Below are 25,438 nucleotides of genomic sequence, written 5' to 3' on the forward strand. Positions count from 1 at the left end.
TCATCAGATCTTTACGGTCCGCTGGGACGATTCCTGCAGGCGCCCGCGTTATGACTGGTAGCAGATACCCCATGGGGGTATGCAAAAGCAGGCGAGCCGACGAGAGATGTGGGAGCGGTCATGAAGGTCGAGACGACAGTCCTGGAAGTGGGGGGCCTGCACTGGGCGACCTCCGAGCCGATCGTTGAGCGCGCGTTAGCCCGGCGCCCCGGCGTCCTGAATGTGGAGGCCAACGCGCTGGCCCAGACAGCGAACGTCACCTACGACGCCGACGAGACCTCCCTGGCCCAGCTCGTCGGCTGGGTGACCGAGTGCGGCTACCACTGCGAGGGGCGCTCGGTCCCGCAGCACATCTGCGAGCCGATGGACGACCCGGCCAGTAGGACGCCCGCGTCCAACGCTGATCACGCGACGCCGTCCCACGACGCCGGGTCCGGGCACGAGCACCCCGGAGGCCACGGTGCGCCCGCGCCGATGTCGGCTCAGGACGCGATGGGCCACGGCGGTCACCACGGTGGCGGCTCGATGGCGGACATGGTCCGCGACATGCGCAACCGCTTCCTGGTCGCGCTGCTGCTGTCGATCCCGATCCTGCTGTGGTCGCCGATCGGTCGCGAGCTTCTCGGGTTCTCGGCCGGCACCCCGCTCGGCCTGCGCGACGACGTGTTCAGCCTGCTGCTCTCGCTGCCGGTCATCTTCTACTCGGCGTGGATCTTCTTCGACGGCGCCTACCGGGCGCTGCGAGCGCGGACGCTCGACATGATGGTCCTGGTCGCGGTCGGCGTCGGCACCGGGTGGCTCTACAGCCTGTGGATCACCCTGACCGGCGGCGGTGAGGTCTTCTACGAGGCCGCCACGGTCCTGACAACGTTCGTCCTGCTGGGGCACTGGGTCGAGATGCGGGCTCGGGGCGGCGCGAACGACGCCGTCCGGACGCTGCTCGAGCTCGCTCCCGACACGGCGGTCCTCCTGCGGGACGGGGTCGAGGTCGAGGTCCCGACGGGTGAGGTCCTCGTCGGCGACCTGCTTCTTGTGCGGCCCGGCGCGAAGGTCCCGGTGGACGCGGTCGTCGAGGCGGGGGAGTCCGAGGTCGACGAGTCGATGGTCACCGGAGAGAGCCTGCCGGTGCCGAAGGCTCCCGGGTCGCAGGTCATCGGTGCGTCGATCAACACCACCGGGACGCTGCGGGTGCGGGCCGCCAAGGTCGGCTCGGACACCGCCCTGGCTCAGATCGTCGCCCTGGTGCAGGAGGCGCAGAACTCCAAGGCGCCCGGCCAACGGCTGGCCGACCGCGCAGCGTTCTGGCTCGTGCTGGTCGCGCTGGTCGGGGGGACCGTCACGTTCCTCGCCTGGACCCTCGCCGGGGCCAGCGTGCCCACCGCGATGCTGTTCGCCATCACCGTCGTCGTGATCACCTGCCCCGACGCCCTGGGTCTCGCCACACCGACCGCCATCATGGTCGGCACCGGGCTCGGCGCCCGCCGCGGCGTCCTGTTCAAGAACGCCACGGCGCTGGAGACGTCCGCACGCATCGACACCGTGGTGATGGACAAGACCGGCACCCTCACCAGGGGCGAGCCGGAGGTGACGGATGTGGTCGTCGATCACCTGCCCGAGCTGGAGGTCCTCGCGCTGGCGGCCGCCGTGGAACGCGAGTCCGAGCACCCGCTGGCGCGTGCCGTCGTCGCGCACGCCACCACGCTCGGCGCTGCCGTGCTCGTCGCCGTGGACTTCCGCAACGTTCCTGGCCATGGTGCCGGCGCCACGGTGGACGGTCACCGAGTCCTGGTCGGCAACCAGCGGCTGATGTCCGCCGAGGGCGTCGCGCTCGGGGAGCTGTCCGCCCGGCGCGACGAGCTGGCGCAGTCGGGCAGGACGGCCGTGCTCGTCGCGGTCGACGGCCGGCTGGTCGGCGTCGTCGCACTGGCCGATGCCGCCCGGGAGACCGCGGCCGCTGCCGTGGCCGCGTTGCACGAGGCCGGTCTCGAGGTCGTCATGCTCACCGGGGACAACGAGGCGACCGCCCGCCGCATCGCCGGGCAGCTCGGCATCGACACCGTCGTGGCGGAGGTGCTGCCGGGCGACAAGGCCGACCAGGTCGCCCGTCTGCAGGCCGATGGACGCACGGTCGCCATGGTGGGTGACGGCGTCAACGACGCCCCCGCCCTGGCCAAGGCCGACCTCGGCATCGCGATCGGCGCCGGCACGGATGTCGCGATCGAGACGGCGGATGTCGTCCTGATGCGATCCGACCCGCTCGACGTGGCGATCGCGCTGCGGATCGGGAGGGGCACGTTGCGCAAGATGCGGCAGAACCTGGGCTGGGCGATCGGCTACAACGCCCTCGCGCTCCCCATCGCCGCAGGCGTGCTCTACCCGTCGCTCGGCGTGTCGCTGAGCCCCGAGATCGCCGCTCTCACGATGTCCGGATCCTCGGTGATCGTGGCCGTCAACGCCCTCCTGCTCAAGCGGCTGCCGCTCCCCGCGGCACCGGGAACCCGCGAGCTCACGCCCACGATCGTGACGGAAGCCCTCAGCGAGGCAGCAGGACGGTGAAGGCGCTCCCCCTGCCGGGGCCGGGGCTCGCGGCGGTGATCGTGCCGCCGTGGGCATGGGTCAGGGCCAGGGAGATGGCCAGCCCGATGCCCGAACCGCCGTGCCCGCGATCGCGGGCCGTGTCGACCCGGTAGAAGCGCTCGAAGACATGCGGGAGATGCTCGGCGGCGATCCCGTCACCGGTATCGGTCACGGTGAAGCGAACCCCGCCGTCCGACGTACGCCCCGCCGCGACCGTCACACGCCCGCCCGCGGGCGTGTGACGGATCGCGTTGCTGACAAGATTGTCGAGGACCTGACCCATGCGCAGCGGGTCGACCTCCAGGTCGGGCAGGTTCTGCTGGACGTCCCCGTCGAGGTGGACCGCGCTCTCGGTGGCCCTCTCCCGGCCCGCGCCGACGGCGGAGCTCACCAGGTCGACCGGCGCGGTGGCGCAGAGCTCGAGATGCAGGTCACCGCTCTCGGCCTGGGTGACCGCGGCCAGGTCTTCGGAGATCCGAGTCAGACGCATGGCCTGCTCCCGAAGCAGCTCGATAGTCGTGGCATCGAGAGGGCGAACGCCGTCCTCCACCGCCTCGAGGTAGGCCGTGATCGTGGCGACCGGGGTGCGTACCTCGTGCGCCACATCAGCCAACAGGCGCTCGCGCAGTCGATCGCTGTCCTGGAGCCGCTCGGCCATGTGGTTGAACGAGACGGCGACCTCGTCGAGCTCCGGCCCCATCTCCGGTGGTGCGACTCGGGCGTCGTACCGACCAGAGCCGACGCGTGCCGCCGCGTCCGACAGCGACGACAGAGACCGGCCGATCCGGCGCGTGAAGACCAGACTGACCGCGATCGATGCGAGAGCGGCCGCTGCGATGGCGACGGCGAGTGCGATCGCGCTGGCGTATCGAAACGCCTCCTCCGCGTGCAGGATCGCTTCGTCCTGGTCCCGCAGGTCGGCGTGCATCAGGTGCTCGTGGAACAGAGGAGGGCCGACGAGGGCGACGACCGTGGCCGCCGTGAGCGCACCGACCGTGAGGACCAGCACGCTTCCGACCTGGAGGCGAGTGGCCAGGCTCCACCGGGCCGCCCGGCGCGGGACCTCGCGATTCATGTGCCCGCACCGATGCGGTAACCAACGCCGCGGACCGTGCGGATGAACCGTTGTCGCTCCGCCTGGCCGCCCAGCTTCTTGCGGACGTGGAGCACATGCACGTCGACCAGGTGCTCGTCGCCCACCCACCCGGGGCCCCAGACCTCGTCGATCAGCGACCTCCTGCTCAGCACGGTCTTCGGGCGGCGCGCGAGGGCCGCGAGCACGTCGAACTCCGTGCGCGTCAACAGGATCTGCTCAGTGCCGACGCGAACCTCGCGGCTCTCCGGATCGACCGTGAGCGATCCGATCACGATGACTGGGGACGCCTCGATGACGGGCGCCGGAGCGCGTCGTGGCCGTCGCAGGAGAGTGTTCGCTCGCGCCACGAGCTCGCGGGGGCTGAACGGTTTGGTCATGTAGTCGTCCGCCCCGACCCTGAGCCCTCGCAGCGTGTCGACCTCCTTGGCGCGCGCGGTCAGCATGATGACGTAGCAGTCCGAGAACGTCCGCAGCTGCTGGCACACCTCCACCCCGTCCAGGCCCGGGAGACCGAGGTCGAGGACGACCAGGTCCGGGTCGATCTCGCGCAGCAGTGGGACAGCCTCGGCGCCGTCGTGCACCTGTTGCACCTCAAAGCCGTCGCGCTCCAGGTAGCCGGCGATGACGTTGGCGAGCGGCTCTTCGTCGTCGACGACGACGGCGCGACGTAGTGCCACGCTCGGTGCTGGGCTGATCACCAGGCCCATTGTTACGGAGCGCACACCTCGATCGTCGACCTTCATCAAACCTTGATGCAACGACGACGCTAGCGACAGTGTCACGAGCGAAGGTAGATGGCCTACACGCTTCGCAACCGCTCGAGGGAGACCAGACCGATGAACCCGATGCGCCGTCGAATGACCGCCGCCGCCACAGCCGTCGCCCTAGCCATCACCCTGGCGGCGTGCTCCAGCAGCACGGACTCGGGCGACGCCCCGACCACGGGAGAGAGCTCGCAGAGCGCGGCGGCGACCCACAACGACGCCGACACCCAGTTTGCGCAGCTGATGATCGTCCACCACCAGGGCGCCATCGAGATGGCTGGCCTCGCCGTCGAACGAGCCTCGACCCCCGAGGTGAAGGCTCTTGCCGAGCGGATCCAGGCCGCACAGGGCCCCGAGATCGACCTGATGACCGGCTGGCTCACCAGCTGGGGCGAAGAGACCGGGCACGACACGGACATGGGTGGCATGGACATGGGCGGGATGGACATGGATGGCATGAGCCAGTCCGAGGTCATGGAGGAGCTCGACGCACTCGAGGGTGCCGAGTTTGACCGAGCATTCCTCGAGCGCATGGTGGCGCACCACCGCGGCGCCATCGAGATGTCCGAGCAGGAGAAGGCCGAGGGCTCGAACCCCGACGCGATGGCCCTCGCCGGCACCATCATCGACGCCCAGACAGCGGAGATCACGGAGATGCAGAACCTGCTGGCCGGTCTCTGACGGAGCTCGGGACGTTCGCCCCTACGTGGACAGGTCGGGCCGGCGCAGCGTGGAACGAGGAGGTCGGTGCTCGCGCCTGGCCTCACGACCGAGAGGTGGTTCGTCATGATGTGGTGGGGACACGGCGGATGGGGCGCTGGTGGTTGGGTGACGATGGCGCTGATGATGCTGGTCTTCTGGGGCTTGGTCGCGGCGCTCGTCGTCTGGATCGTGCGCAGCGCCTCCGGCACCCAGCAGGTTCCGGGGGGCTCTGATCGAACGCTCCCGAGTCCCGACAGCGTGCTTGCGGACCGGTTCGCTCGCGGTGAGATCGACGAGGCCGAGTTCACCAGCCGGCGAGCCGCGCTGCATGGCCCGGGGACGCGGCAGCCACGGGATCAATGACGGAGCGAACCCGAGGCGGCGAAGACCACAGCCGAGCCGCCGCTTCGTGCCGCCGAGTCGAAGACGTTCGCGATGGGCGCGATGGGCGCCCATCGCGTTTCAGACCGCCGACGTCGCCTTGAGGGGCGAGGAGCTGCCGTCCCTGCCACTGTGGTGCTGGACCGGCAGGGGCGGGTGAAGGGACGCACCATGGGCCGGCCGAACTCGACCGCTCTGCGCGAGCCGATCGACACCGCCCTCGCGGAGACTCCATGAGCACTGGGTTCTGGCAGGACCTGGTGAGCGCGTTCCAGGAGACCGCGTTCTCCGGGCCAATGCTCCTGGCGGTACCCGTCGCGATCCTCGCCGGAATAGTCTCCTTCGCGTCACCCTGCGTCGTACCGCTGTTGCCCGGGTACTTCGCCTTCGTCACCGGGATGAGCGGTGCCTCTACAGGGCAACGGTCCAAGGCGGTCCTGCTGACCGGCGTCGGGCTGTTCGTGCTGGGCTTCTCCGTGGTGTTCGTCCTGCTCGGGGTCGCCCTCGGCTCCCTGGGCGTCGCGGTGCGCCCGTGGCTCGCTGTCATCATGCCCGTGATGGGCGCCGTGGTCGTGCTCATGGGCTTGTCCTTCCTCGGATGGATCCCCGGCCTGCAAGGTGAAAGGCGCATGCACTTCGTCCCCCGCCAAGGACTGCTCGGTGCCCCCCTCCTCGGCATCGTCTTCGGCCTCGGGTGGGCGCCCTGCATCGGACCCACACTGGCGACCGTCCTGTCCTTGTCGCTCAACGAGGCGAGCGCACTACGAGGAGCCATGCTGGCCGCGGCCTACGCCGCGGGCCTCGGTATCCCGTTCCTCCTTATCGCCATGGGCGCGCACCGCTCCACGGCGACGGTGGCTTTCCTACGCCAGCACCGCGTCGCGATCATGCGGATCGGTGGGGCGATGCTGGTCCTGATCGGCCTCGCATTGATGACCGGGCTGTGGACCACATGGACCCAGAGTCTCCAAGGACTCATCGGGGGCTTCGTCACAGTCATCTGACCCGAACCCCGGCCCGTATCACCGCCGAACGAAACGGACACCACTGCCATGCCCACCCCCTGGACGACTCACCAAGCCCGCCGACGCGCCCTCTCAACGGCTGCCATCGTGCTGGTTCTGGCCAGTTGCTCGGTGCCCGCGACCGAGCAGACGGAGGGCACGGCACAAGTCCCGAGAGGGCGGGGTCTACCCAGCGACCATGTGCACGGTATTGCGTTCAACCCCGCCGACGACAAGGTCTACCTGGCCACCCACGATGGCCTGTTCCGCTATGACGACACCGGTCCCGCCCGGGTTGGCCCCGTGATCGACCTGATGGGCTTCACCGCCGCAGGCCCCGACCACTTCTACTCCTCGGGCCACCCCGGGGCCGGCGTGGACATGGCCAACCCGGTCGGGCTGATCGAGTCCACCGACGCCGGCGAGACCTGGTCGACCCTCTCGCGCGAAGGTCAGACCGACTTTCACAGCCTCACCGCGTCCGAGGTTGGCGTCGCCGGCTTCGACGGAGCCGCAGTGCTAAGTACGCCCGACGGGCAGGCCTGGACAACACTGGAACCTCCCGTTGCCACCTTCGCCCTCGCGGCCTCGCCGGACGGCACGACCCTGCTCGTCACAAGCCAGTCCGGGCCCGCACGTTCCACCGACGGCGGCGACACATGGGACGTCGTCCCGGAAGCGCCGCTACTGCAGCTCGCGTACTTCTCCGACGACCAGACGGTGGTCGGGGTCGCACCTGACGGCATTGTCTTCCTCAGCACCGACGCCGGAGCGACCTGGGACCAGCGCGGGACCGTCGAACAAGCACCCCAGGCTCTTGCCGCCCGTGCCCAGCGCAACGGCCAGCTCGAGATTCTCGTCGTCATCGAGGGCGCCCTCCTACGATCCGTCGACAACGGATTTACATTCGCCGACTGACGCTCGCAAGCCGAGCTGACCGCTGTCGCCCCGAACGCGCCAGAGGGGTGAGCGCCATGGGGCCATGTCGCCAGGCGCCGGCGGAAGAGAACCGCCGAGCGGGAACCAGATTCACCCCCGATGACCTGTGACGCTCGCGCCTGTCCGTTCGTCCGTTTCGGATGAAGGTTTCATGAAGTCGGGCAGGTTACGGCCAGACCGGACCGGATCGATGCCTACGATCGTCGGAGCCGGGACACCCCTGGCACGGTCTTCTGGTGGGCGCCGAGCCCTGCCACCGCCCGAAGGCTCCGCAGATCATCGATGGCAGGGACGGGGGAACCAAGATCGTGGACGCTCAAGCAGCGTCCTTGGGGTGAAGCCAGCACCACTGGCCGGGCGACTCTCTCCCGAACCCGACAGCTCACCTCGCAGGCGTCCGAGAGGACATCCATGCCCGCACGCCACCGCGCCGCTCGCCGCCCGCTGACTGCTCTCGACGACCTCGCCGCGGCATCTGCCGACGGCATGGCGACAGCCGGGAGACGCTCAGCGGCCGCCGTCATCACCTCCGGCCTCGTCATGTCGATGTCCGGCACCCCCGCCTTCGCGGCGCGCACCTCGGAAGCCGGCGCGCTCAGCGGCTCGGTGGACACCGCGCGACTGACGCAGGACGCCCGCGCGGTTCTCGAGCAGCAGGTGGTTGCCCCGTCGAACGTCGAATGGACCTTCGAGGCGCCTGCCGTGACCGCCGTTGCGCCGGCCCCCGCGCCGGAGCCGGAGTCCGTGCCGGTGGCGGTGGCGTCTCGATCCCGGGAGCGCACGGCTGCACCAGCCGCAACGGTGACCGCCGAGCCCACGGTCGCCGTGCCGGCGAGCGCCAACGGCAACGCGATCGTCGAGATCGCCGCCCGCTACGTCGGGGTGCCCTACGTCTACGGCGGCTCGACCCCCGACGGCTTCGACTGCTCCGGCTTCACGTCCTACGTCTTCGCGCAGGTCGGCATCTCGCTGCCGCGCACCTCCTCCGCGCAGCGCAACGTCGGCACCGTCGTCTCGCGCGCCGACGCGCAGCCCGGCGATCTGATCTGGTCCCCGGGCCACATCGCGATCTACGCGGGTGACGGCCTCCAGGTCGACGCCCCCCGCCCCGGCAAGACGATCCAGATCAGGGAGATCTGGCAGTCCAGCCCGATCTTCATCCGAGTGGGCTGACGGTCCGTTGCCCGGCAATCCTGACACTTCACTGCGGCCTGTACCTCCCAGTGGAAGTGGCACTGCGCCTCGGCCGTCCAAACCCGGCCTGACAGCGTGCTCCCTGTGCGTGGGCGAGACTCTGGGCGACTCTGACGAGCGTGCAGGAGGCCAGCTCGCTCGCCTCCGCGAGCTCGACTCGCTCGGCATCGCGCGTCTGACGTTGGCCGAGTGCCTCGACGAGTGCAATCGAGGCGACGTCATCGTCGCCCGTTCTGCGCGATCTGGGCGGCGCCGATCGGGCCGCCCTGTGTGGCTGGAGCGGGTCGCTGGCGATGAGCTGACCGGCGCGCTGGCGAACTGGCTCGACCAGGGCGGACCTGGACGCGCGCCCATGCCCGCCAGCCTCGAGCCGCTCGTCATCGACAGGTCGAAGGAGCATGCGGGCCAGGTGTCGCCCTAGTCGTCCCGCCAGCATCAGTTGGTGATTCTCCTCGGCCGCTTCCCAGCGCCGCGAGAAACACGTCAGGCGGAGGCCGTCGCGGGAGCGCTTCGCCGACCCCCAGAAGCGGCTCCGATGGGGCATCTTCATGGAACCTTGACGGCGTCGCAGGCAGGAGTTCGTCATCCACGCCGATGATCGAAGAGGCGCGACCGTCGCGCACGGCCGCTACGGCCGATCCCTGTGAAGAGACAGGCGGGCCATGACGACCACGCAGCGCTGGCCGGAGATCGATGACGTCACCGCTTCGGCCCGACGGACGGCCGCGTGAGCTCGTCGCTCAAGGAAGGGCCGCTCCCCACGCGGCGCTCTCTGCGCCACGAAGACCGTAGATCTGTTCGCACGCGGGTCGCTCGGAACCGAAACCCTGCGTCGCTGGTGAGGGCCGGATTGCTCGCGACGATGGTGGCTGTGTTCGTTGCACTGCAACCGTGGGGGGATCCGGGTCCTGCCCAAGCGTCCGCTCCGGTGGTCACGGGACCCACGACCGTGCAGGCGCTGAGCGCTCCAGACGCTCTGACTCCGCCGGCGTCCTTGCTGAGCTCTGAGAACCCTCGCGAAGGCGGCGTCGCCGCGTCGCGGATGGCCGACCGCACCGAGCTGTCGGGCTGCTCCGGGATCTTCAGCGGCCGGGGGAGCAACGGGCGCCTGGCCAAGTCCGACCTGTGCGACCTGTGGCAGAAGCCGTACAGGGACCGTGCAGACGCGGTCGCGACCATCACCGACCTGAACTCCGCTTACACCGCCCGGTTCGGGGAGCCGATCTGCCTGTCGTCCGGGTACCGCACCATCGAGGAACAGGCAGCTCTTCGTTCCCAGAAGGGTGGCCTGGCGGCACCTGCCGGACAGAGCAACCACGGGTGGGGCCTCGCGGTCGACCTGTGCCCGGAGGCGTACGCCGCGGAGCGGGGGAAGTGGCTACATGACGTCGGGCCCGTCTACGGGTGGGCGAACCCCGACTGGGCGCACCGGGGCGGAGACGGCCCATACGAGCCCTGGCACTGGGAGTTCGTACCTGGTGTCGAGGCACTGGCCGACGGTTCCTGAGCGTGGCAGGCGTCCGCCGCCGGCCGGAGCCCTTGACGCGGGTTGCCGGCGCGGCCCGGATCCCGAGCGCTCGGCTCGCCCTGAATGCCGCACGCCAACTCCGTGCAGTCCTGCGCGAGCAGGGGTTCCGTCGGGACGCGCGTCTTCAGCAAATCTTCGTCGTTCGGCAAGCGAAAACGCCTTGCCGATGGCCCATCGTGGGCATGCCCGACCGCGGGTGCCGTTTCGGTGAGACCCGAACGCGTGTGGCGCGGGCCCCGAAGCACAACACCTAGGAGCCCACGTGAGCCCAGACGGCAAGCGTTCGAACGACCGAGCAGCCCGCAAGGAACGCCTGCTGCAGCTCCAAGCCGCCCAGAGGCGCGCCGAGCGCCGTCGGACGGTGCTCATCGTCGGGATCGTGGCCGCAACGCTGCTCGCACTGATCATCCCCACGGTCGTCATCCTCACCAACGAGCAGCGGCGCAATGATGCCGTCGAGGCCGCGGCGAGCGCCCCCATCCAGGGTGAGCAGGAACTCCCGGTGTCGGCGGCCACGCACGTCGACGGAGACGTGCAGTACGCGGACGTCACCCAGCCGACCGCCGAGCCCACGCCCGCACTCGAGGACCCGGCCGAGCAGGGCACGCTGCTGCCCCCCGTCGGCGGGGACCACGATCCGCTCCCGCAGACTTGCGGGTTCTACAGCGAGCCCATCCGCGACGAGAACGCCGTGCACTCCCTCGAGCACGGCGCGGTGTGGATCGCCTACCGGCCAGGCCTCGGCGACGCCGGAGCGGAGAGACTGCGCGTACTGGCTGACGAGAACCCCTACCTGCTGGTCAGCCCCTACGATGGACTGGCGGCACCGCTGGTCGCCACGGCCTGGGGCGTCCGACTGGAGCTCCCTTCTGTCGACGACGCGCGACTGGAGCCGTTCCTCACCCGCTACCTCCAGGGAGAGCAAGCCCCCGAGCCCGGCGCCTCGTGCGAGGGCGTCGGTGGGTAGAGCCACGAAGGGCGAGGCGCGTGCCACGCCCGAGGTGCGAGAGGCCAGGACCGAGATCAGGAGCACCCAACTCCCGCCTGATCGGGAGCGATCGGATGCCGACCGGGGTGAACCAGAGGTCGCTGTCGCGTGTCACGCCCTCGGGGCGCGACGTCGCGCACGTAGCCTGCGGGCGGCCGCGCCTGACACCCTGCTCCCGATCCCGGCCACCCCGCACATGTCGACGCGCTTTCGCGGTACGCCGCCGCCCCCTTCCGCCGTATCCACCCGTCGCCTCAGGCGGCGGGTGGGTGCGGTTCTCCTCGCCGCCGTGATCGCCCTGATGGGTACCGGAGGGGCGAGCTACGCCGACGGCATCGACGACCGCCGCGCAGAAGCGGAGCGCCGCAGTGCCGCCGCCGAGCGACGCGCCGAGGAGCTGGAGGCGTCCATCGAGGGACTCAGCAGCGAGCTGAGTCAGGCGGCCCTCGACCTCCAGGCCACCGAAGCACGCCTTCCCGAGGCACAGGCTGAACTGGAAGCTGCCCGCGCCGCCCTGGAGGCCACCCAGCGTGAGGCAGCCATGGTCGCCAGCCGACTGCAGGACGCGACCGACCTTCGAGGCAGCCTGACGGCCACCATCGCTGCTGACCGTGCCGACGAGGCCGAGCTTCGTGACGCCCTGGGTGCGATGGCGCGCGAGGCCTACCGAGGCGGACCCGGTCTCTCCGCCCTGGACGTCATGCTCGACGCCGAGAACGCCACCGACTTCCTCGACAACGCCCGCCTCGTCGACGCGGCCCTGGCTAGTCAGTCGCGGATCCTGAACGAGCTGCGCGAGGTGGACGCCACCAACCGCAACAGCGAGGCCCGCCTGAGTGCCGTCACCGACCGCGTGGCGGAGCTCAAGCAGCAGGCCGAGGCCAAGGTTGTCGCCGCCGACGAGGCACGGAGCGTCGCGCAGGCGCACGAGGACGAGATCACCCAGCTCATCGCGGACCAGAGCGCCAAGCGGGACGTGATCGCGGCGCTCAAGTCCCAGGCCGAGACCGAGCAGGCGGAGATCGACGCCCAGCAGGCGGCCATCGAGCGCGACCTCGTCGCGATCATCGCCGAGCAACGGGCCGCCCGCGAGGCTGCCGAGGCCGCGGCACGAGCCGCCGCCGAGGCTGCCGCGAGAGCCGCCGCAGAAGCGGCCGGCCGAGAGCCACCACTCCCACCTCCGCCGACGCCGGTGCAACCGCCGTCGGGGTCCGTCTCTGGAGCTCTGTTCGGCAACCCGACCGCGATCAACCCGATGTACGTCACGTCGGAGTACGGGATGCGGCTGCACCCGATTCTTGGGTACGTGCGCCTACACGCCGGCATTGACCTGCGGACCGGGTGCAACACCGCTCTGTACGCGCCGCGCGCCGGGACCGTGCTCTGGTCGCAGTGGCGCAACGGCTTCGGCAACCAGGTGATGCTCGACTACGGGACCGTCCAGGGGAACGCGGTGATGAGCAGCTCCAACCACCTCACCCTCTCGGTCGTCAAAGCCGGACAGAGCGTCGCCAAGGGCCAGCTCGTCGGCTACTCCGGGAACACCGGGTTGTCCGGCGCCTGCCACCTGCACTTCGAGGTCTACGTCAACGGCTCGACCGTGAACCCGCGACCGCTTCTCGGCCTTTAGCTCGAAGTCGCCGTCGGACAGAACGACAACCTGCCGACGGGTGCCCTTCCAAGCAATCGGGTGATCCTTCCCTGAAGACCTGCTGGCGCGAGCATGTCGCCGGTCATCCCGATCGCCGGCCAACCCGTGAAGAGTTTCATCGAACCTTGATCGAACGGAACGCAGCCGTTCGAGGACCGTGGGTGACACTGACCTCTCAGCCAGACGCCAGGGAGCGCCCGTGTCCGTTCTACTTCGTCCGCCGGTGCGGATCACAGTCGTCAAGAAGGCGGCGTGCCAACTCTGTGACCAGGCGAACGCGGTCCTGGCCGAACTTGCCATGGACCACCCGATCGAAGTCAATGTCCTGGACGCGCAGTCCGAAGTCGGGCGATACCTCGTCGCTCGGCACCGTCCACCGCTCGCACCACTCGTCCTCGTCGACGATGTCTACTTCTCCGCCGGCCCGCTGCCGCGCCGCAAGCTCGAACGCACCCTCACGGTGCTGTCCACTCGCGACGCAAGCGTCGCCGGCTGAGCGCTCGGCACGGACCGGCGCAGACGTCGCGGTCCCGCATCGCCGTCACTGACCAGCACAGCCGCTGCGAAGAGGACGAGCGCGCCGACACACGTGCCACCGACGATCGGTCGCACACGCCCCTAGACACGTCGCTAACAACGCGAGCATCTTGGGATTCTCGATTGTGTAGACGCGGGGGGCGCGATGTACTGCATTGTTGAGCGGAGCTACTTCCCGGATGATCAGTTCGAGTGGGCGCGCGTATGGTCGCCCGACGGCACTAGTTCGAGCACCCGGTTAGTACACAGCTTGGATCACACGACGGACGCGCAGAGAGTCAGGAAGCGCGCCGACGGCGAGTACGTGGAGTTGCCGGACGGAGAGCCGCGAACAGTTCCGCCTCCTGAGCCCGTCCTTCCGAGCCTGGATGCAGATGTCGTCGTCGCGTCCGGCGACGGCGGGGCCTCAGGGGACGCGTCGGATGCCGGGCATGCCACGGATGCGTATGAGCGTGGACCCGAAGGTGCTCGAGGAGAGGGCCGTTGACTCCGCCGGGGGGCTTCAACCCCGACGAACTCGGGTGGCCGGACGCCACGACGGCCGGTGAGAAGGAGGCCGTCGTCAAGGCGAAAGCCGAGATGCGTGTAGCGCGGGACGCCGACCGACTGGCAGCGGCCTCACAAGAGCAGAAGGCCCGCTTCGAAGCTGACCTCGACAACCTGCAGCAGTTCGCCAAGGACTACAGCACCGTAGGCGTGGGCATCCTCGAGCGACGTCAGGCCGGAGCCCGCACTGTGCAAACTGCGGCCACGGCCGTTGCGACGCTTTACACAGGCATCTTGGCCTTGGCGTTCTCGGTGTCAGACAACCCGTTGCCAGCGCGCGGGCTCCTTACGCCACTGTTCCTTGGTCTAGCAGTTGTCCTTTCCACCTACTACCTGGCCTGGGCCAAGATCGAACGTCCGGAAGGTAACGCACAGGTCCCGGTCGGACCCCCGGGTGAGGACGTCACTGCCAACATCGTCGATCGCGCTCGTGTACTCGTGGAGCTCGTCACAGAGGCGGCGCGCAGCAAGGCCTACGCGTTGCGCGCGAGCGTCGTGGCGCTTGCAGTCGGCTTGGCGTACCTCGCCCTGCCGTTCGTCAGCTTCGGAGCGTCAACGGCCGCGCCCGCCCTCGCAGATTGGCCGCCTGCCACCGTCGGCCAGGGTGAGGTCCTGGAACTCGCCGAACTCCGTTATGCCGAGCAGGTGAAGGAAGTCGCTGCGGGGCGGCAAGTGAAGACACTCCCGGATCCGGGGCGCGAGGTGCTTGTCATCGCGGTCGCCGGTGCCCTCGGGGGTGGGCTAGTCCTGGCCGCGTGGTTCCGAGGACGTCGATAGCGTCTTCGCTCGTCGATCGCAACCCGGCGAACTCCTCGACCTCCGTCGGCTCGTCCGCGAGATGCCGGGTTCGCTCGAGCGCCGCCTCAAGGAGTCGATCGACGACTATGCGTGTGGCCTCGCTGCCGTCGATTGGCCCAAGCTCGGCGAGGCCGACCGCGGTGCCACGGTCGACGAGTCCGCCGTCGGGCCGCTCGAGCTCGCCGCGAGCTCCGCGGCATCCATCGCCTCGAACGTCAGGTCGATACCGATCGCAAGCGGAACGCCGAGACTCAGCCTCTGCGTGGCGTCGCTGGCGGCGTAGAGCAGCCGATTGTGTGCCGGATCACGCGAGAACGTGCACAGGAGGTTCCGGACGACGAGAGCAGGAGCAGCGGCGCGCTCGAGGAGGGCTTGAGGACGAAAGTGGGCCGTGACTCTGTGGGCACCGCGCGGCGGACCTGCAGCTGCGACGAGATTGCGAGTGGCCTGCATGCCATGACGACTTTCGTGTCAGGCAGGAGAACGCCGTTCGCGGATGATCGCCGATGACCATCTTCGCTGGCCAGACGCACGAGCGACTGTCCGCGACCGTCTGCGGACACGAACGAACGGAAACGGGTTGCTACATGGCCCGAGGTACCACGGCGACACTGGGACGGCACGGTCGACTGCATGAAGATGCATGGCCACAGTGCACCGTCAGCCGCCGGCAGTTCGGCGCCGCGCGTCGTCAGTGCTTCGGCCCCCGAATTCCCCACCTCTTAAGGATTCCTTGCTCGTCGCGAACCCACTCTCGACCTGCGTTGTCCCGAAAAGAGAGCCGTATCGGGGCATCATCGAGGGCAGGTTTCTGCATTAGGCCATGTTCTGCGCGGCCAGGTGCGACGACGCGAAGGGACTCAATGTCGGCGCTAGGTTCGCCGTCCTCGACGCTGAACTTGACGTCCCAAATTGGCTCTTCACTCGCGTTCTGGATGACCACGAATGTCGTGCCCTTGCGAAACTCCATCCACGCGGCGACACGCTGGGCCTGCTGCTGCTCGTTTGTGGTCCGCCGCTCACTACGGTCGCGGTTCGTCCGGAGCTCTGCTGTGGCGCCCAGTCCCACCGCCGCCAGTGTTGCCCCGATAGTCCCGATCGCCGTCGCCGTATCTTGCCAAGTCGCCGCATCTGCCACGGGCTGAAGGCATGTGCCACCGCTCTGCTGGCGCCGCCGACACGCTTCGGTTCAGCAGTGTCGAACGTCGGCCCTCCTCGTCGAGAGGCCGAGTCGGTCGAGGGTTCAGGGAAGTCCCGGGGTGGCGGCGACCCCGTCCACGATCCGCGCCCCGGCGGCGAGCCAGCCGGCGACCTCGGTCGGCCAGGGGGCGGAGATCCTCAGGACCACCTCGCCCTGCATCCGCTCGACTGTGCCGGGCACCACCAGGTACAGACCACGGCTAGCGACCCCCCGGAGCACAGCCCTCATCTCCCTTCCGCCCCGTCGCGACGCCCTGGGCCAGCCGGCTCATGCGGCCGGCCATCCGCACGGGCGTGAGCATCGGTGTGGGCTAAGGCTCTGGAGCCTTCGAGCGCCGCGAGAAGAAGGCCATGAGGCGAGCCTGTCGGCCTCCGGACCAACGGTCCAGACTTCGGCGAACGGAGCCTCGTCAAGCGCTCGACGCGCCACCCCGACAGCCACTCCTAGGCCGGCGCACGCCGCGCACGACAAATCACTAGCGCGCGATCGGGTGAGTCGAGCCCATGCGGTGGCTAGAAATGTCATGCTCCCGAGCCATGAAGCTTCCGTGGGTGCTCGTCACCGTGCTCGCCCTCCTCCTCGCCAGCTACGTCGCGAACGACCGCATCATGGCCTGGGACGAGGACCAGTTGGCGGAGCACTGTGCGGAGCTGCGCGCGCACGAGGGCGCCGACTGGATCGGCTGCCTGACCGACCCGGCGAACGACCGCTGGCCGGTGGACTTCTAGGGGACCTCGAGGCACTCGGGCCGCCGCCGCTGCTGGCCTTGCCAGCCAGGCTCCCCTCCAGGCGGTAGGGGTTCTGGGAAGGGTCGCCACGTGCGGGCCGCAACGTGACCTACTTTCCGACCGACTGAATGTAAGCCGCGAACACGCGCCCGCCGATCTCGTCGCCAAGAAGGTCCACGAGAGCAGCAACGACTCGGCTCGTTGCCTCCGGTCCCATTGAATCGAGGAGACCCTGGGACAAGATGTCGACGAGAGGTCCTAGCGATTCCGCCTCCTTGTAGTGCCGCTCACGGAGGTCTTCCGCAGCAGCGATGACGAGTTCCGTAACACGTCCTGCGTCATTGGGAAGGTCGGCATCGTCCACGGAGCCTGCTCCCTCGCGGGCGGCCGTGAAGAATGGATCGGCGAAGAAGATCACCCAGGCCAGCAGCGCTGAGACGACCCTCGGCCGCGCCGCGGGGACCGTTGCCATCGCCAAGCCGTTCGCGGCGAGGTACGCCCACAACGCGATCGTCTCAGGGCTCATGGCCTGGGGGCGGTGCAGGATGATCGACTTGAACTCGGTGAAGGCCTGCGGGATGTTGCTCCACGCGGCGGGTCGCGAGATGGCGATTGCGAATGGACTCTCGGCCTTCCACTCTGCCTCGCTCGCCAGAACGTCCCACGGTTCGACGATCGGCAGATCAACTACCCGATGCTGCCGCAGCGAAGCGACGGCGGCAGCAACGCCGGCTTCGTCCTCGAGTACTCGGACTAGGTCCAGCGACCCGAAAGCCGGGACCCCCATCGAGCGCGCGAACTGTCGCATGACGCTGTCGTCTGCCCAGAGTGGCAGGCCAAGTTCCTGCGCGACGGTGATGGGGCTGAGCCATCGGTCGCGCTCCGTAGCGTCCGCGACGGGTGCGACTCGGAGATCGTTGACTTCAGACCAGACCAGTTCGACCGCGTCTGCATGCGCTTGCGCTTCCTCGAGTGAGGTGTGGATCACCACGGGTAGCTGCCGGCGGATGTCCCATCCGAGTGTTGCCGTCGACTTCATGGCCAAGCTGGTTCGAGCGCGCGCGACGTCTTCTCGCATAGGGGCCGGAACCATGACCGAGTCGAAGTGCGCGGCGAGCTTTCTGAATCGATGGCCGGTCCACGAGGCGACGACGAGCGCAGTCGTGTCCACGACGACCCTGCGACCAATTGCGGCGCGCGCCGATGCCTCGCCGACTCCTCCATCGTCGTCCACAGCCATGACGTAGCCGAGGTCCTGTCGGATGACGCTCTCCGTGCATGTCCGGCCGGCGGCCTCAGTCAGTACGGCGAGTGGGAATCTGCCAGCGCGAACCTCGATTGCGAGTTCTTCGAGTGCCTGCTGTTGAGCGTCGCCGCTGCGCAGGAACTCAACCAGCGGTTCGAGGTTGTCGTCTTCGATCTGAATCTGTGTGATGGACGCATTCTCACCGTGCCGCTCGAAATAACCCTCCGCGTACGCACGAAAATCAGCGATCTGCGAGTCGGTGAAGTTCTTATCCGGCGCCATCAGCACGACCGACATTGATGCCGCGGCGATCTGCTCGTCGTCTGCCCAATCGGCCGCCGCGCGCATGAACATCGCGTACAGTCTAGGGTCGCCTAGGTCAGGGCCAGGCGGGCGAGTTCGCATTGCGCCGAGCGCGCGCTGCTCGTCGAGGGCGCGGCTAAGAACGGAAAGGAAGAGAAGTGCTTTTCCTCGCTCATTGAAACTCAGAGCCGGGGCTTCGAGTAGCGCGCTCAGTGCCTTGTCGAACCTTTCCAGAAAATACGACGCCTCGGCGAGGCGCCAGTACTCCACCTCCGGAACGGGGAGGTGCTTATCGGACCACTCTTGGATGACCTGCCTAGTCCGGGTCGCTAGTTCCTGCCAGTTGCTCTTGCTTCGAGCAACGCTCTGTAGGGCCCGGAGCACCTTAAGGCGAACTGGTTTGACGTCGTCACGGCCCAGAAGAGTGAGTCCGATCTCGCGAGCGGTCTCGGATAGGCCGTTGTCCGTCGCGATCTCGAGTGCCTCGGTGGCAAGTGGGACGTCTCCGCGGGAAAGGCCCTCGTTGAACACGAGACGGGCGGCTTCCTCGGCTCGGCCGCTGGCGACAAGAGCATCGGCGTGCACCTCAAGGGCGAGCTCATTGCGATCGATACCACGGACCAGTCGCAAAGCGCTCTCCGGGTCGCCCTGGCTGAGGGCAGCCCGGGCGCGCATCACGTCGGCAAGGTCGGAGTCGAGTTGGCCGAGGCTCTCGATGTGCGACGTCACCTCAGCCTGCTCTGTGTCGCTGAGTGAGTTGAACCGGCGACAGAGGGCCATAAGCGCCTGGAAGTCGCTGTGATGCTCTCCACGAGACTGCTTCAGAGCCGAGAAGAGGGCCTCTTTTGCCTCGGCGGCCATCTGCGGGCGGCTCCCGAGAACCGCTGCCCGCATTAGTTCTCCCTCGACGCGGTCGGGGTTCTTCGCTGCGAGCTCGAGGGCAAGCTCATCTCTTCCGGAGATCCGCGCAATGTAGGCCGCCAGGCGCATGACCTCCGGATCGCGAGCCTCGCGCTGCGAAGCGACTCCATCGGGCGTCGGCAACAGGAGACGCAACGAGCCAAGAATGTCGCCCTGAATCGCCCGCGCACGGGCGGCGACGGCGAGCGCTCTCCCGGTCGAGCCGCCCCAGTCGGCGAGCACGTCACGCACACGCAGGGCATCGGCCTCCACTTCCATTGCCCGCCGGGAGACTGCATCATCAACTTCAATTGAAGTCCGCCCCGCCGTCGAGACCAGTACCCCTAGCATCGTCTGAGCAAGCGTTAGCCGCGTCCCTTCGGCATCTGGCCGCAAGCTCATCGCCCACTGAGCGAGCCGCAACCCGTCATCGGCCAGATCGCGCGTAACCGGGTTTCCGCGCAAGGTGCGCGCTGCAAGGCCGGACCGGATACCCAGCTGGTCGGCCGCGCCCGGCGCAAGCATCATCTGCGCAAGTTGCCGCAACACGGTGGCAGCGATGAGGTCCCTTAGCTCTGGCTCGATCGCGACGATCTTGAAAGGGACCGAAGGCTGGCGCAGTGTGCCGGACTCGTCGGTCAGGCCTAGCGTCGCGAGCGCAAGTTCCGCGCGGGCCTTGGATTCGGCGAGGTCCTGGTCCAGGACTGCACGGTAGAACTCAATGACCGTGCCGTACCGCTCGACTACCTCGGGATCGAGACCGTCCAGGACCTTGGATTCGGGGGTGCTCTCGTCGTCATCATCGGGGTCCTTCCCGATGCGCTCGAGCCGAGCGGCCAGCATGAAGTACGCGCTGGCGTCAACATCGCCGGTGAGCCCGGCGGCGTTTGCCGCCTGCTCGAAAGCACGCCAAGCAATCTTCGAGCCAGCGAGCGTCGCCAGAGATCCCACCAAGGCCCAGCCGTCTCCGGTGTCATCCTCGCGCAGCCATGCCGGCGGACGGTGGAGAGCACGGCTCAGCCACGTCGCCGCCGTGATGCCAGCACGTCGCATTTCGGCTAGCGCGTTCTTCGCATCGGCCGCCCGGCCGGGGGAGCGGCGTTCAAGTCGAGTCATCCACATCTCGATGGCTCCCGGCAGCGGAAGCTCCGGAGTGTCCGCGTTCGCGCCGGGTGGGTCGTCGGGAGCCACAGCCGGCAGAGCACTGCGCCTGAAGTCGTCAGGGTGAGCAAATACCAGGATGTCGCGCAGCATGGCCGCCGCGTTCCCGGCCGCGAGTGGCTGGAGGTCGTCGTTCCCGGGTTGGGACTTGTCACCGACGAAGTCGGACAGACCGCGAACGGCGAGTACCGGCAGGTCGTGAATGTCGGACCCGGCGGCGAGGCCAAACGATTCCATATCGAGTGCGGCCGCGTCCTGATACCGCTCATGGATCGCGCGCATGACTGGCCCGTCTGGATCCGCCTGGACGGCCTCGACTGACACGATTGGCGCGACGTACCCATGCGCGTGGTTGGCATCGTAGTGCTGGCTGCGCGAGGACGACGTCCACGCGCTTTCGGCTATGCAGGCGTTCACCACAGCTAGCAGCGGTGCGGGCACGGAGTAGGAGTTGGCTCTTCCGAGCAACTGCGATCCGGTCTCAGCCGGCACCTGCTTGCCTGCGTAAGGGTTGTGGATCCTGCTCGCCACCACGACGTCCCCATGGCGGTGGTCAGCGAGTTTGAGACCGGCGGCCGTGCCGACGAACGCGACGACATTCGCATTCAGCTCGCGTGCCGCGAGCCCGACGAGTGCCGCGGACGTCGCGTTTCCCATCCCCGCACGAGCCAGGAAGACCGTCCAGTTGATGTGATCCCCTGGCACTTCTCCCCGCACCAGCCAGATGCCCCCCGTCCGAGCTCGCTCGGTGTTGAGAAGCCGGTTGCGCACTTCGGTGTGCTCTAGTTCCACCGCGGTTACAACCAGTGCGACGCGGGCTTGCGGCGACCCCGAGAGCTCCCGGAGCTCGGCGACATCCGCAGTAGTGGTCCACCGCGTCGCTCGCCCCTCCTTCGCCGAGAGAACCAGACCTCTTTCCTGCAGGATCTTCAGCGTCCGGTTGGCGGTGTTAGGCGCCACGCCCGCGATGTCGGCCACCTGTCGACCGCTCAGCGGTTGAGCAGATCGCCGCAGCATCCGGACGATGTTGAGTTCTAGGGCGGTCAACGTCATGTGGTGAGTGTGACACCGTGCCTATCGCATGTGCAATGCCGCCGATCGGTTGCGCATGCAGTGTGCGTGCGTCGCGCGCAGCGCCCGGATGACGGGGGTGCCCGCGAACCCGAGGGCCTGCGGTACAACGCCTCAGCCAGCCATCCACGCGGCCCGTCGCGGACGGACCGCTCAACCGCTCTTCTAGAGCGGGGTCCGCCAGTCCCGAATCTCCGTCTGATCCAAGACGATGAGGACCTCGCCGTTGGCGTGTGCGCGCGCGCCAGCCTGATCAACTGCTGTCCGGAGGTCTGGATGCCTTCTGTACGCGCGCGACGAACCAGGTCCGAACTCCGGCCACCGAGACCCATCGCGCTTCACTTGGCGCACCTGCAAAGTACGACCGATGCCGTCCGAGACCGCCGCACCGCGGCACACAGCGTCAACGGCACTCGAGACGGTGATGTCCAGCAGCATGGCAACCATCTTCACATTTCGCGTTACGGAACCGATTGCCACGGCGTCAATCACCGCATCTGCCGAATGTGCCGCCGTATGCCGGAGATCTGCAAAGTTTCTCATTAGAGACTCTGTCGACACATTGCCCGGGAATCTGGGATCAACGACCTTCCAGACACCGGTTAGTTCCCCCCAGCCTCTGGGTAGCCCAACGAGATGCACAATTGCCTCAACGTCGCTGGTCTGCACGTTGCTGCCCGCCCACGCAAAGAACAAATCGTGCCCCACTAGACTGCCCGACGAGAACGACGTAAGTGTTTCGGCGAGGTCGTTCACAAGACCGGGGCGCATGGCAACCGATGCATCGCGGAAGCGTCTTGGAAGAGTGTGAACGATCCGTTCCGAGTATGGGCCCGTACCTCCCGCCAGGCGCGAGGCCGGGATTCGCGCTCGCGTTAGGTGATCTGCCCATTCGGCGCCGCGCTCCCGTAGAAACTGTTCGAACGAAGACAGGCCCTGGACCGCGACGGATCGAAGCGCATTATCGATAACGACGGGTGGTACATGCGCTCTGCCGACGGCGTTGAAGTCGACGACTTCGTCGAGCCGGGCGAGTCTCCCTAGGAGCCTATCGACTGCAGACATCTTAGTTCTCTAGCAGTGCAATGGTCTTTTCGATTCGATAGCTCACGCGGGCCGACGTGTTTGTGCTTAGGCGCACCGCGGTATCGAACTCGAGGTCACGGAAGAGGTGCCGTGTCCGCTCGCGTGTCTCTCCGGGATCGAGAGATTGGAGCTGGGAATCGCCCAACGCGTCTACCGCCACCATCTGTGCGTCGTAGACGCCGCCGATCATTTGGTCACGCCATTGGGTTCCATCGTGGCGTTGGAATGCGTGCGGACCCCAAATACGTTCGCACCATTCGAGTGCGCGAGTGAATCTCGCGGCTAATTCGGCAATTCTGCTGGGGCCCGCGTCATGATTCTCCAGCATGAATCTGTCCAGCGCGTCTCGCAAAGAACCTCCAAAACTCCGCCAATATTGGGCGAGCGCGAAGAACCGCACAACCGTCTCGACATCTGACATGTCGGCGTATGCGGCAGAGTTCTCGGAGGTAATCTTAAGTTGACTATGCAGGAAGTTGTTGGTCGCGAGCTCGATGATTCGATCGTTGAGGGGTCCGGCGTACGCAACGTTGCGAATTTCCTGGGCGTTGAGCGGCTGACCTCCGCGATTGAGCCTCACGAAGACTTCGTGCTTCACCCAATCGGGCGTCTGCCGAAGGATTATGACGGCACGAAGAGGGCGCATCCCGAACGTGGAAGAGTCTTCAGACCCGAGATCGCGGTAGCGCAGACCTTCAAGGTCGCGACGCAGTTGCAGTTTTGCCAGTGGAAATTCGTCATTGATGAACTGGACTATGGCCGTCAGCCGCTGCTTTCCGTCGATCACGGCATAAACGCCTCGAGATTCCTCGGCCAGGTATACGGGAGGGACCGGGACATTCAGGAGGAAGGATTCAATTAGTTGACTCTGTCGCTCGCGGTCCCAACGGTTCCGACGCTGATATCGGGGACTCAGATCCAGCGAGCCAGCAGAATAGAGAGAGGCGACGTTGAACAGCGCCATGTCGCTAGCCTGGACAACAAGATCCTCTTCGCGTGCGTTAGCCAACTCGAGGGGCTCCCGTCTAGCTGTCGTTGTCGATGCTCCATGGATGCTAGCGGGGATCCGGTCCGTCGATGGAAAAGCGCGGCGCCGGCAGATGCGCCAAGCCCAGCACTGTCGACTCAATCCAGGCTCGTCGACGAGGGTCATCCGGCGGCGTCGCGTCCGCGCCACCGTTCCCGTGTGGCGATCTTCCGGGGGTCGCGGGTCTGTCTACATACCGAAGACTCCACGGGACGAGCCTGAGATGCGGCGCGACTTGAGCTGGTGCGTGCCGCCCTGCCGGGCGGAAGACAGAAGCTGGCCCGCAGTGAGACTCGTCTGGGTCGCGTTCTCGCGGCGCAGGGCGCGATAGTCATCCAGAACCTTGTCGCGGATAGCTTCCGGAAGCGGCACGCTAGCGCCTTGTAGTTTGGCGCGGACGAGGTCGGGGCTGTCGGTGACCTGGTCGCCCGTGAGCTCGCCTCCGCGTATGTGAAGCTGACCGGACACTGCCAGTACTCGAAAGGTCTCCGCGTTCCAGGCAGCGATCTCGGCAGTGGCATCGGCGGCCTGTCGCAGTGTCGCACCAGTCGAGCGAACGGCGACCGCGTCACGACCTTGTGCCTCAACGACCGTCAACACGCGGCCGGTAAGGAGGCGTGCGGCCGGAACCGCCGCGTGGACCACGGGGTTCCCCGGCCCGGGAGCGAGCAGGTGACGCAAATCGACTACCAGCGTCTGCCAGCGCGCCACGTTCTCGGGTATCGGGTGTCCGTCGAGAGCATGGAGTCTGGCGTGTGCTGCGTTTGCTGCTAGGCCGATGAGGGCGAAGTCTCGAAGGGTTGCAACAGACCGGTCAGGGTGGCGCATGTTCGACCAGGCCTCGTTCCGCAACCTGCCCACAAGCCCCGACAACTCGGCTACAGGGTCGTCATCGCGGATCGGCGCGTGAGCCAACCCGATCCGGTCCAGCGGACCGCTGCCGCTCCGCTGGTTCGAAGCTGAGACCGCTCGCGCAGCCCAGGCTCTCGCTTCGCCTAAATCCGGGAGCCAGCGGCGCAAACGCCACCATGTGACGCCGGCTTGTCCGGCGCGCAGCGCCAAGCTCATTTCGCCTGCTAGGAGTGCGTCCGCTAGGTCGGCGATTCGACCCAGCGCGATGCGGCGGGCGGCGAAGTCGGTCACCGTGGCTGCGTCAGGTGTACGGGGGAGGCCATCGGTGCTGATGTGGGTAGACAAGAGTTCGGCACCGGCTCGCAAGAGCTGTGCGGCACGTGCCCATGGGTGGTCGTTCGTCGCCGCTACGTAGGGAAGTCGGCGATCCTTATCCTCTAGCCACGGGATTGTGTCGACCATCTGGACGGCGGCGTACTCGACCGGGTCGCCGGTGCGGAGTCCAGGCGGCACGCCGTAGAGCGTCCCGATGCGGTTCCAGTCAGCAAGGGAACGCACGTGGCGCTCGACCGCGTCGAGGACCGCGTGGAAGCCGATGAGGGCCTGGTACGCATCGTCGATCGTGTCGAAGCGCTGGTACTGGGTTCGAGCGCTGCCCTCGTGGATGCACTGCGCGGCCTTCGTGACGAGCTCGCCATACGTGGTCACGGAATGCGCCCGAGGATCGCGGTCCGAGCGTTGAAGAGCTTGTTCGAGACGCGGGTCAGGCACGCGAACTCTTCGACCTCGGCCGCTCCGACTGCTAGGCGGCCGGCTCGGTCCAGCGCTGCTTTGAGGAGCTGATCAATGACAAGGCGAGCTTTGTCGACGTCGTCGGTCGGCCGAAGCGCACCCAGATCGACGGCGGCGCCGCGTTCGATAAGTCCGTCGTCGCGCCACTCGAGTTCGTCGCGCGCTTCGCGGATGTCCATCGCCGCGAACGTCAAGTCCACCCCGGTGGCCAGAGGGACGCCGAGGCTGAGCTTAAGCGTCGCGTGGCTGGCCGCGTAGAGCAGTGACCAGAGCCCTTCCCAACCGGCAGCGGCGTGCTCGATCAGCACCCGCGCCGGCGCTTCCCATGGTGCGCTCATCCCCGTCGCCCCCCGTCACTTGTCGATT

21 protein-coding genes and 1 riboswitch are annotated in these 25,438 nt (G+C 67.6%); of the genes, 14 read left to right on the forward strand and 7 right to left on the reverse strand.

Features of this window, described 5'->3' with window-relative positions:
• Window positions 1–120: 120 nt before the first annotated feature.
• The gene (locus ASD18_RS12090) at window positions 121–2,556 is read left to right on the forward strand and encodes a cation-translocating P-type ATPase (RefSeq protein WP_056091089.1); all 2,436 of its coding nucleotides are present in this window, start codon (window positions 121–123) and stop codon (window positions 2,554–2,556) included.
• Here ASD18_RS12090 and ASD18_RS12095 read toward each other — a convergent pair.
• Window positions 2,534–3,586 (reverse strand): cell wall metabolism sensor histidine kinase WalK, encoded by a 1,053-nt coding sequence (locus ASD18_RS12095; RefSeq protein ID WP_235522340.1) that lies wholly within the window; start codon window positions 3,584–3,586, stop codon window positions 2,534–2,536. The two genes, ASD18_RS12090 and ASD18_RS12095, sit on opposite strands and share 23 nt — an antisense overlap.
• 62 nt (window positions 3,587–3,648) lie before the next feature.
• A complete protein-coding gene (locus tag ASD18_RS12100; RefSeq protein WP_369817285.1) occupies window positions 3,649–4,368 on the reverse strand; it encodes a response regulator in 720 nt (239 codons plus the stop codon).
• A gap of 162 nt (window positions 4,369–4,530) precedes the next feature.
• Here ASD18_RS12100 and ASD18_RS12105 point away from each other — a divergent pair, with 162 nt between their 5' ends.
• From ASD18_RS12105 to ASD18_RS12160, 12 genes are all read left to right on the forward strand, one after another.
• Window positions 4,531–5,118, forward strand: a complete 588-nt coding sequence (locus tag ASD18_RS12105; RefSeq protein ID WP_235522341.1) for a DUF305 domain-containing protein — start codon at window positions 4,531–4,533, stop codon at window positions 5,116–5,118.
• Window positions 5,119–5,271: 153 nt separating this feature from the next.
• Window positions 5,272–5,502, forward strand: coding sequence for an SHOCT domain-containing protein (locus ASD18_RS12110; protein WP_235522385.1), 231 nt, complete (start codon window positions 5,272–5,274; stop codon window positions 5,500–5,502).
• Window positions 5,503–5,753: 251 nt separating this feature from the next.
• A complete protein-coding gene (locus ASD18_RS12115; RefSeq protein ID WP_056091102.1) occupies window positions 5,754–6,524 on the forward strand; it encodes a cytochrome c biogenesis CcdA family protein in 771 nt (256 codons plus the stop codon).
• A 108-nt stretch (window positions 6,525–6,632) separates the two neighbouring features.
• The gene (locus ASD18_RS12120; protein ID WP_235522342.1) at window positions 6,633–7,442 is read left to right on the forward strand and encodes a F510_1955 family glycosylhydrolase; all 810 of its coding nucleotides are present in this window, start codon (window positions 6,633–6,635) and stop codon (window positions 7,440–7,442) included.
• A gap of 252 nt (window positions 7,443–7,694) precedes the next feature.
• Window positions 7,695–7,872, forward strand: a riboswitch (cyclic di-AMP (ydaO/yuaA leader).
• 2 nt (window positions 7,873–7,874) lie between these two features.
• The gene (locus ASD18_RS12125; protein WP_056091106.1) at window positions 7,875–8,636 is read left to right on the forward strand and encodes a C40 family peptidase; all 762 of its coding nucleotides are present in this window, start codon (window positions 7,875–7,877) and stop codon (window positions 8,634–8,636) included.
• A 109-nt stretch (window positions 8,637–8,745) separates the two neighbouring features.
• Complete coding sequence (locus tag ASD18_RS21560) at window positions 8,746–9,078, forward strand: hypothetical protein (RefSeq protein WP_235522343.1); 333 nt, start codon at window positions 8,746–8,748, stop codon at window positions 9,076–9,078.
• A gap of 621 nt (window positions 9,079–9,699) precedes the next feature.
• A complete protein-coding gene (locus ASD18_RS21185; RefSeq protein ID WP_162251737.1) occupies window positions 9,700–10,164 on the forward strand; it encodes a M15 family metallopeptidase in 465 nt (154 codons plus the stop codon).
• Window positions 10,165–10,447: 283 nt separating this feature from the next.
• Entirely contained in the window at window positions 10,448–11,152 is a 705-nt protein-coding gene (locus tag ASD18_RS12140) for a DUF3105 domain-containing protein (protein ID WP_200938542.1), read from the forward strand.
• A 310-nt stretch (window positions 11,153–11,462) separates the two neighbouring features.
• Window positions 11,463–12,803 carry a M23 family metallopeptidase gene (locus tag ASD18_RS12145; RefSeq protein WP_235522344.1) on the forward strand — a complete coding sequence of 447 codons (1,341 nt, stop codon included), beginning with the start codon at window positions 11,463–11,465 and terminating at the stop codon, window positions 12,801–12,803.
• A gap of 220 nt (window positions 12,804–13,023) precedes the next feature.
• Window positions 13,024–13,320, forward strand: coding sequence for a glutaredoxin family protein (locus ASD18_RS12150; protein ID WP_056091121.1), 297 nt, complete (start codon window positions 13,024–13,026; stop codon window positions 13,318–13,320).
• 524 nt (window positions 13,321–13,844) lie between these two features.
• Window positions 13,845–14,684, forward strand: coding sequence for a hypothetical protein (locus ASD18_RS12155; RefSeq protein ID WP_056091125.1), 840 nt, complete (start codon window positions 13,845–13,847; stop codon window positions 14,682–14,684).
• Window positions 14,685–14,745: 61 nt separating this feature from the next.
• The gene (locus ASD18_RS12160) at window positions 14,746–14,988 is read left to right on the forward strand and encodes a hypothetical protein (protein ID WP_056091127.1); all 243 of its coding nucleotides are present in this window, start codon (window positions 14,746–14,748) and stop codon (window positions 14,986–14,988) included.
• A 960-nt stretch (window positions 14,989–15,948) separates the two neighbouring features.
• On the opposite strand, the gene ASD18_RS21065 is transcribed toward ASD18_RS12160, so the two are convergent.
• Window positions 15,949–16,089 (reverse strand): hypothetical protein, encoded by a 141-nt coding sequence (locus ASD18_RS21065; protein WP_156387952.1) that lies wholly within the window; start codon window positions 16,087–16,089, stop codon window positions 15,949–15,951.
• A 353-nt stretch (window positions 16,090–16,442) separates the two neighbouring features.
• On the opposite strand from ASD18_RS21065, the gene ASD18_RS12165 reads away from it, so the two are divergent.
• On the forward strand, window positions 16,443–16,634 hold the full coding sequence (locus ASD18_RS12165) for a hypothetical protein (protein WP_056091130.1): 192 nt from the start codon (window positions 16,443–16,445) through the stop codon (window positions 16,632–16,634).
• A 109-nt stretch (window positions 16,635–16,743) separates the two neighbouring features.
• On the opposite strand, the gene ASD18_RS12170 is transcribed toward ASD18_RS12165, so the two are convergent.
• From ASD18_RS12170 to ASD18_RS12195, 4 genes are all read right to left on the reverse strand, one after another.
• On the reverse strand, window positions 16,744–21,297 hold the full coding sequence (locus ASD18_RS12170) for a hypothetical protein (RefSeq protein ID WP_082573822.1): 4,554 nt from the start codon (window positions 21,295–21,297) through the stop codon (window positions 16,744–16,746).
• 1,084 nt (window positions 21,298–22,381) lie between these two features.
• Window positions 22,382–23,365 (reverse strand): DUF262 domain-containing protein, encoded by a 984-nt coding sequence (locus tag ASD18_RS20785; RefSeq protein WP_162251738.1) that lies wholly within the window; start codon window positions 23,363–23,365, stop codon window positions 22,382–22,384.
• 252 nt (window positions 23,366–23,617) lie between these two features.
• On the reverse strand, window positions 23,618–24,988 hold the full coding sequence (locus tag ASD18_RS12190; protein ID WP_056091146.1) for a hypothetical protein: 1,371 nt from the start codon (window positions 24,986–24,988) through the stop codon (window positions 23,618–23,620).
• A complete protein-coding gene (locus tag ASD18_RS12195) occupies window positions 24,985–25,380 on the reverse strand; it encodes a hypothetical protein (RefSeq protein WP_056091149.1) in 396 nt (131 codons plus the stop codon). The genes ASD18_RS12190 and ASD18_RS12195 overlap by 4 nt, the downstream gene beginning before the upstream one ends.
• Window positions 25,381–25,438: the final 58 nt, after the last annotated feature.

It is taken from the genome of Cellulomonas sp. Root137, from assembly GCF_001426725.1.
GTDB lineage: Bacteria > Actinomycetota > Actinomycetes > Actinomycetales > Cellulomonadaceae > Cellulomonas.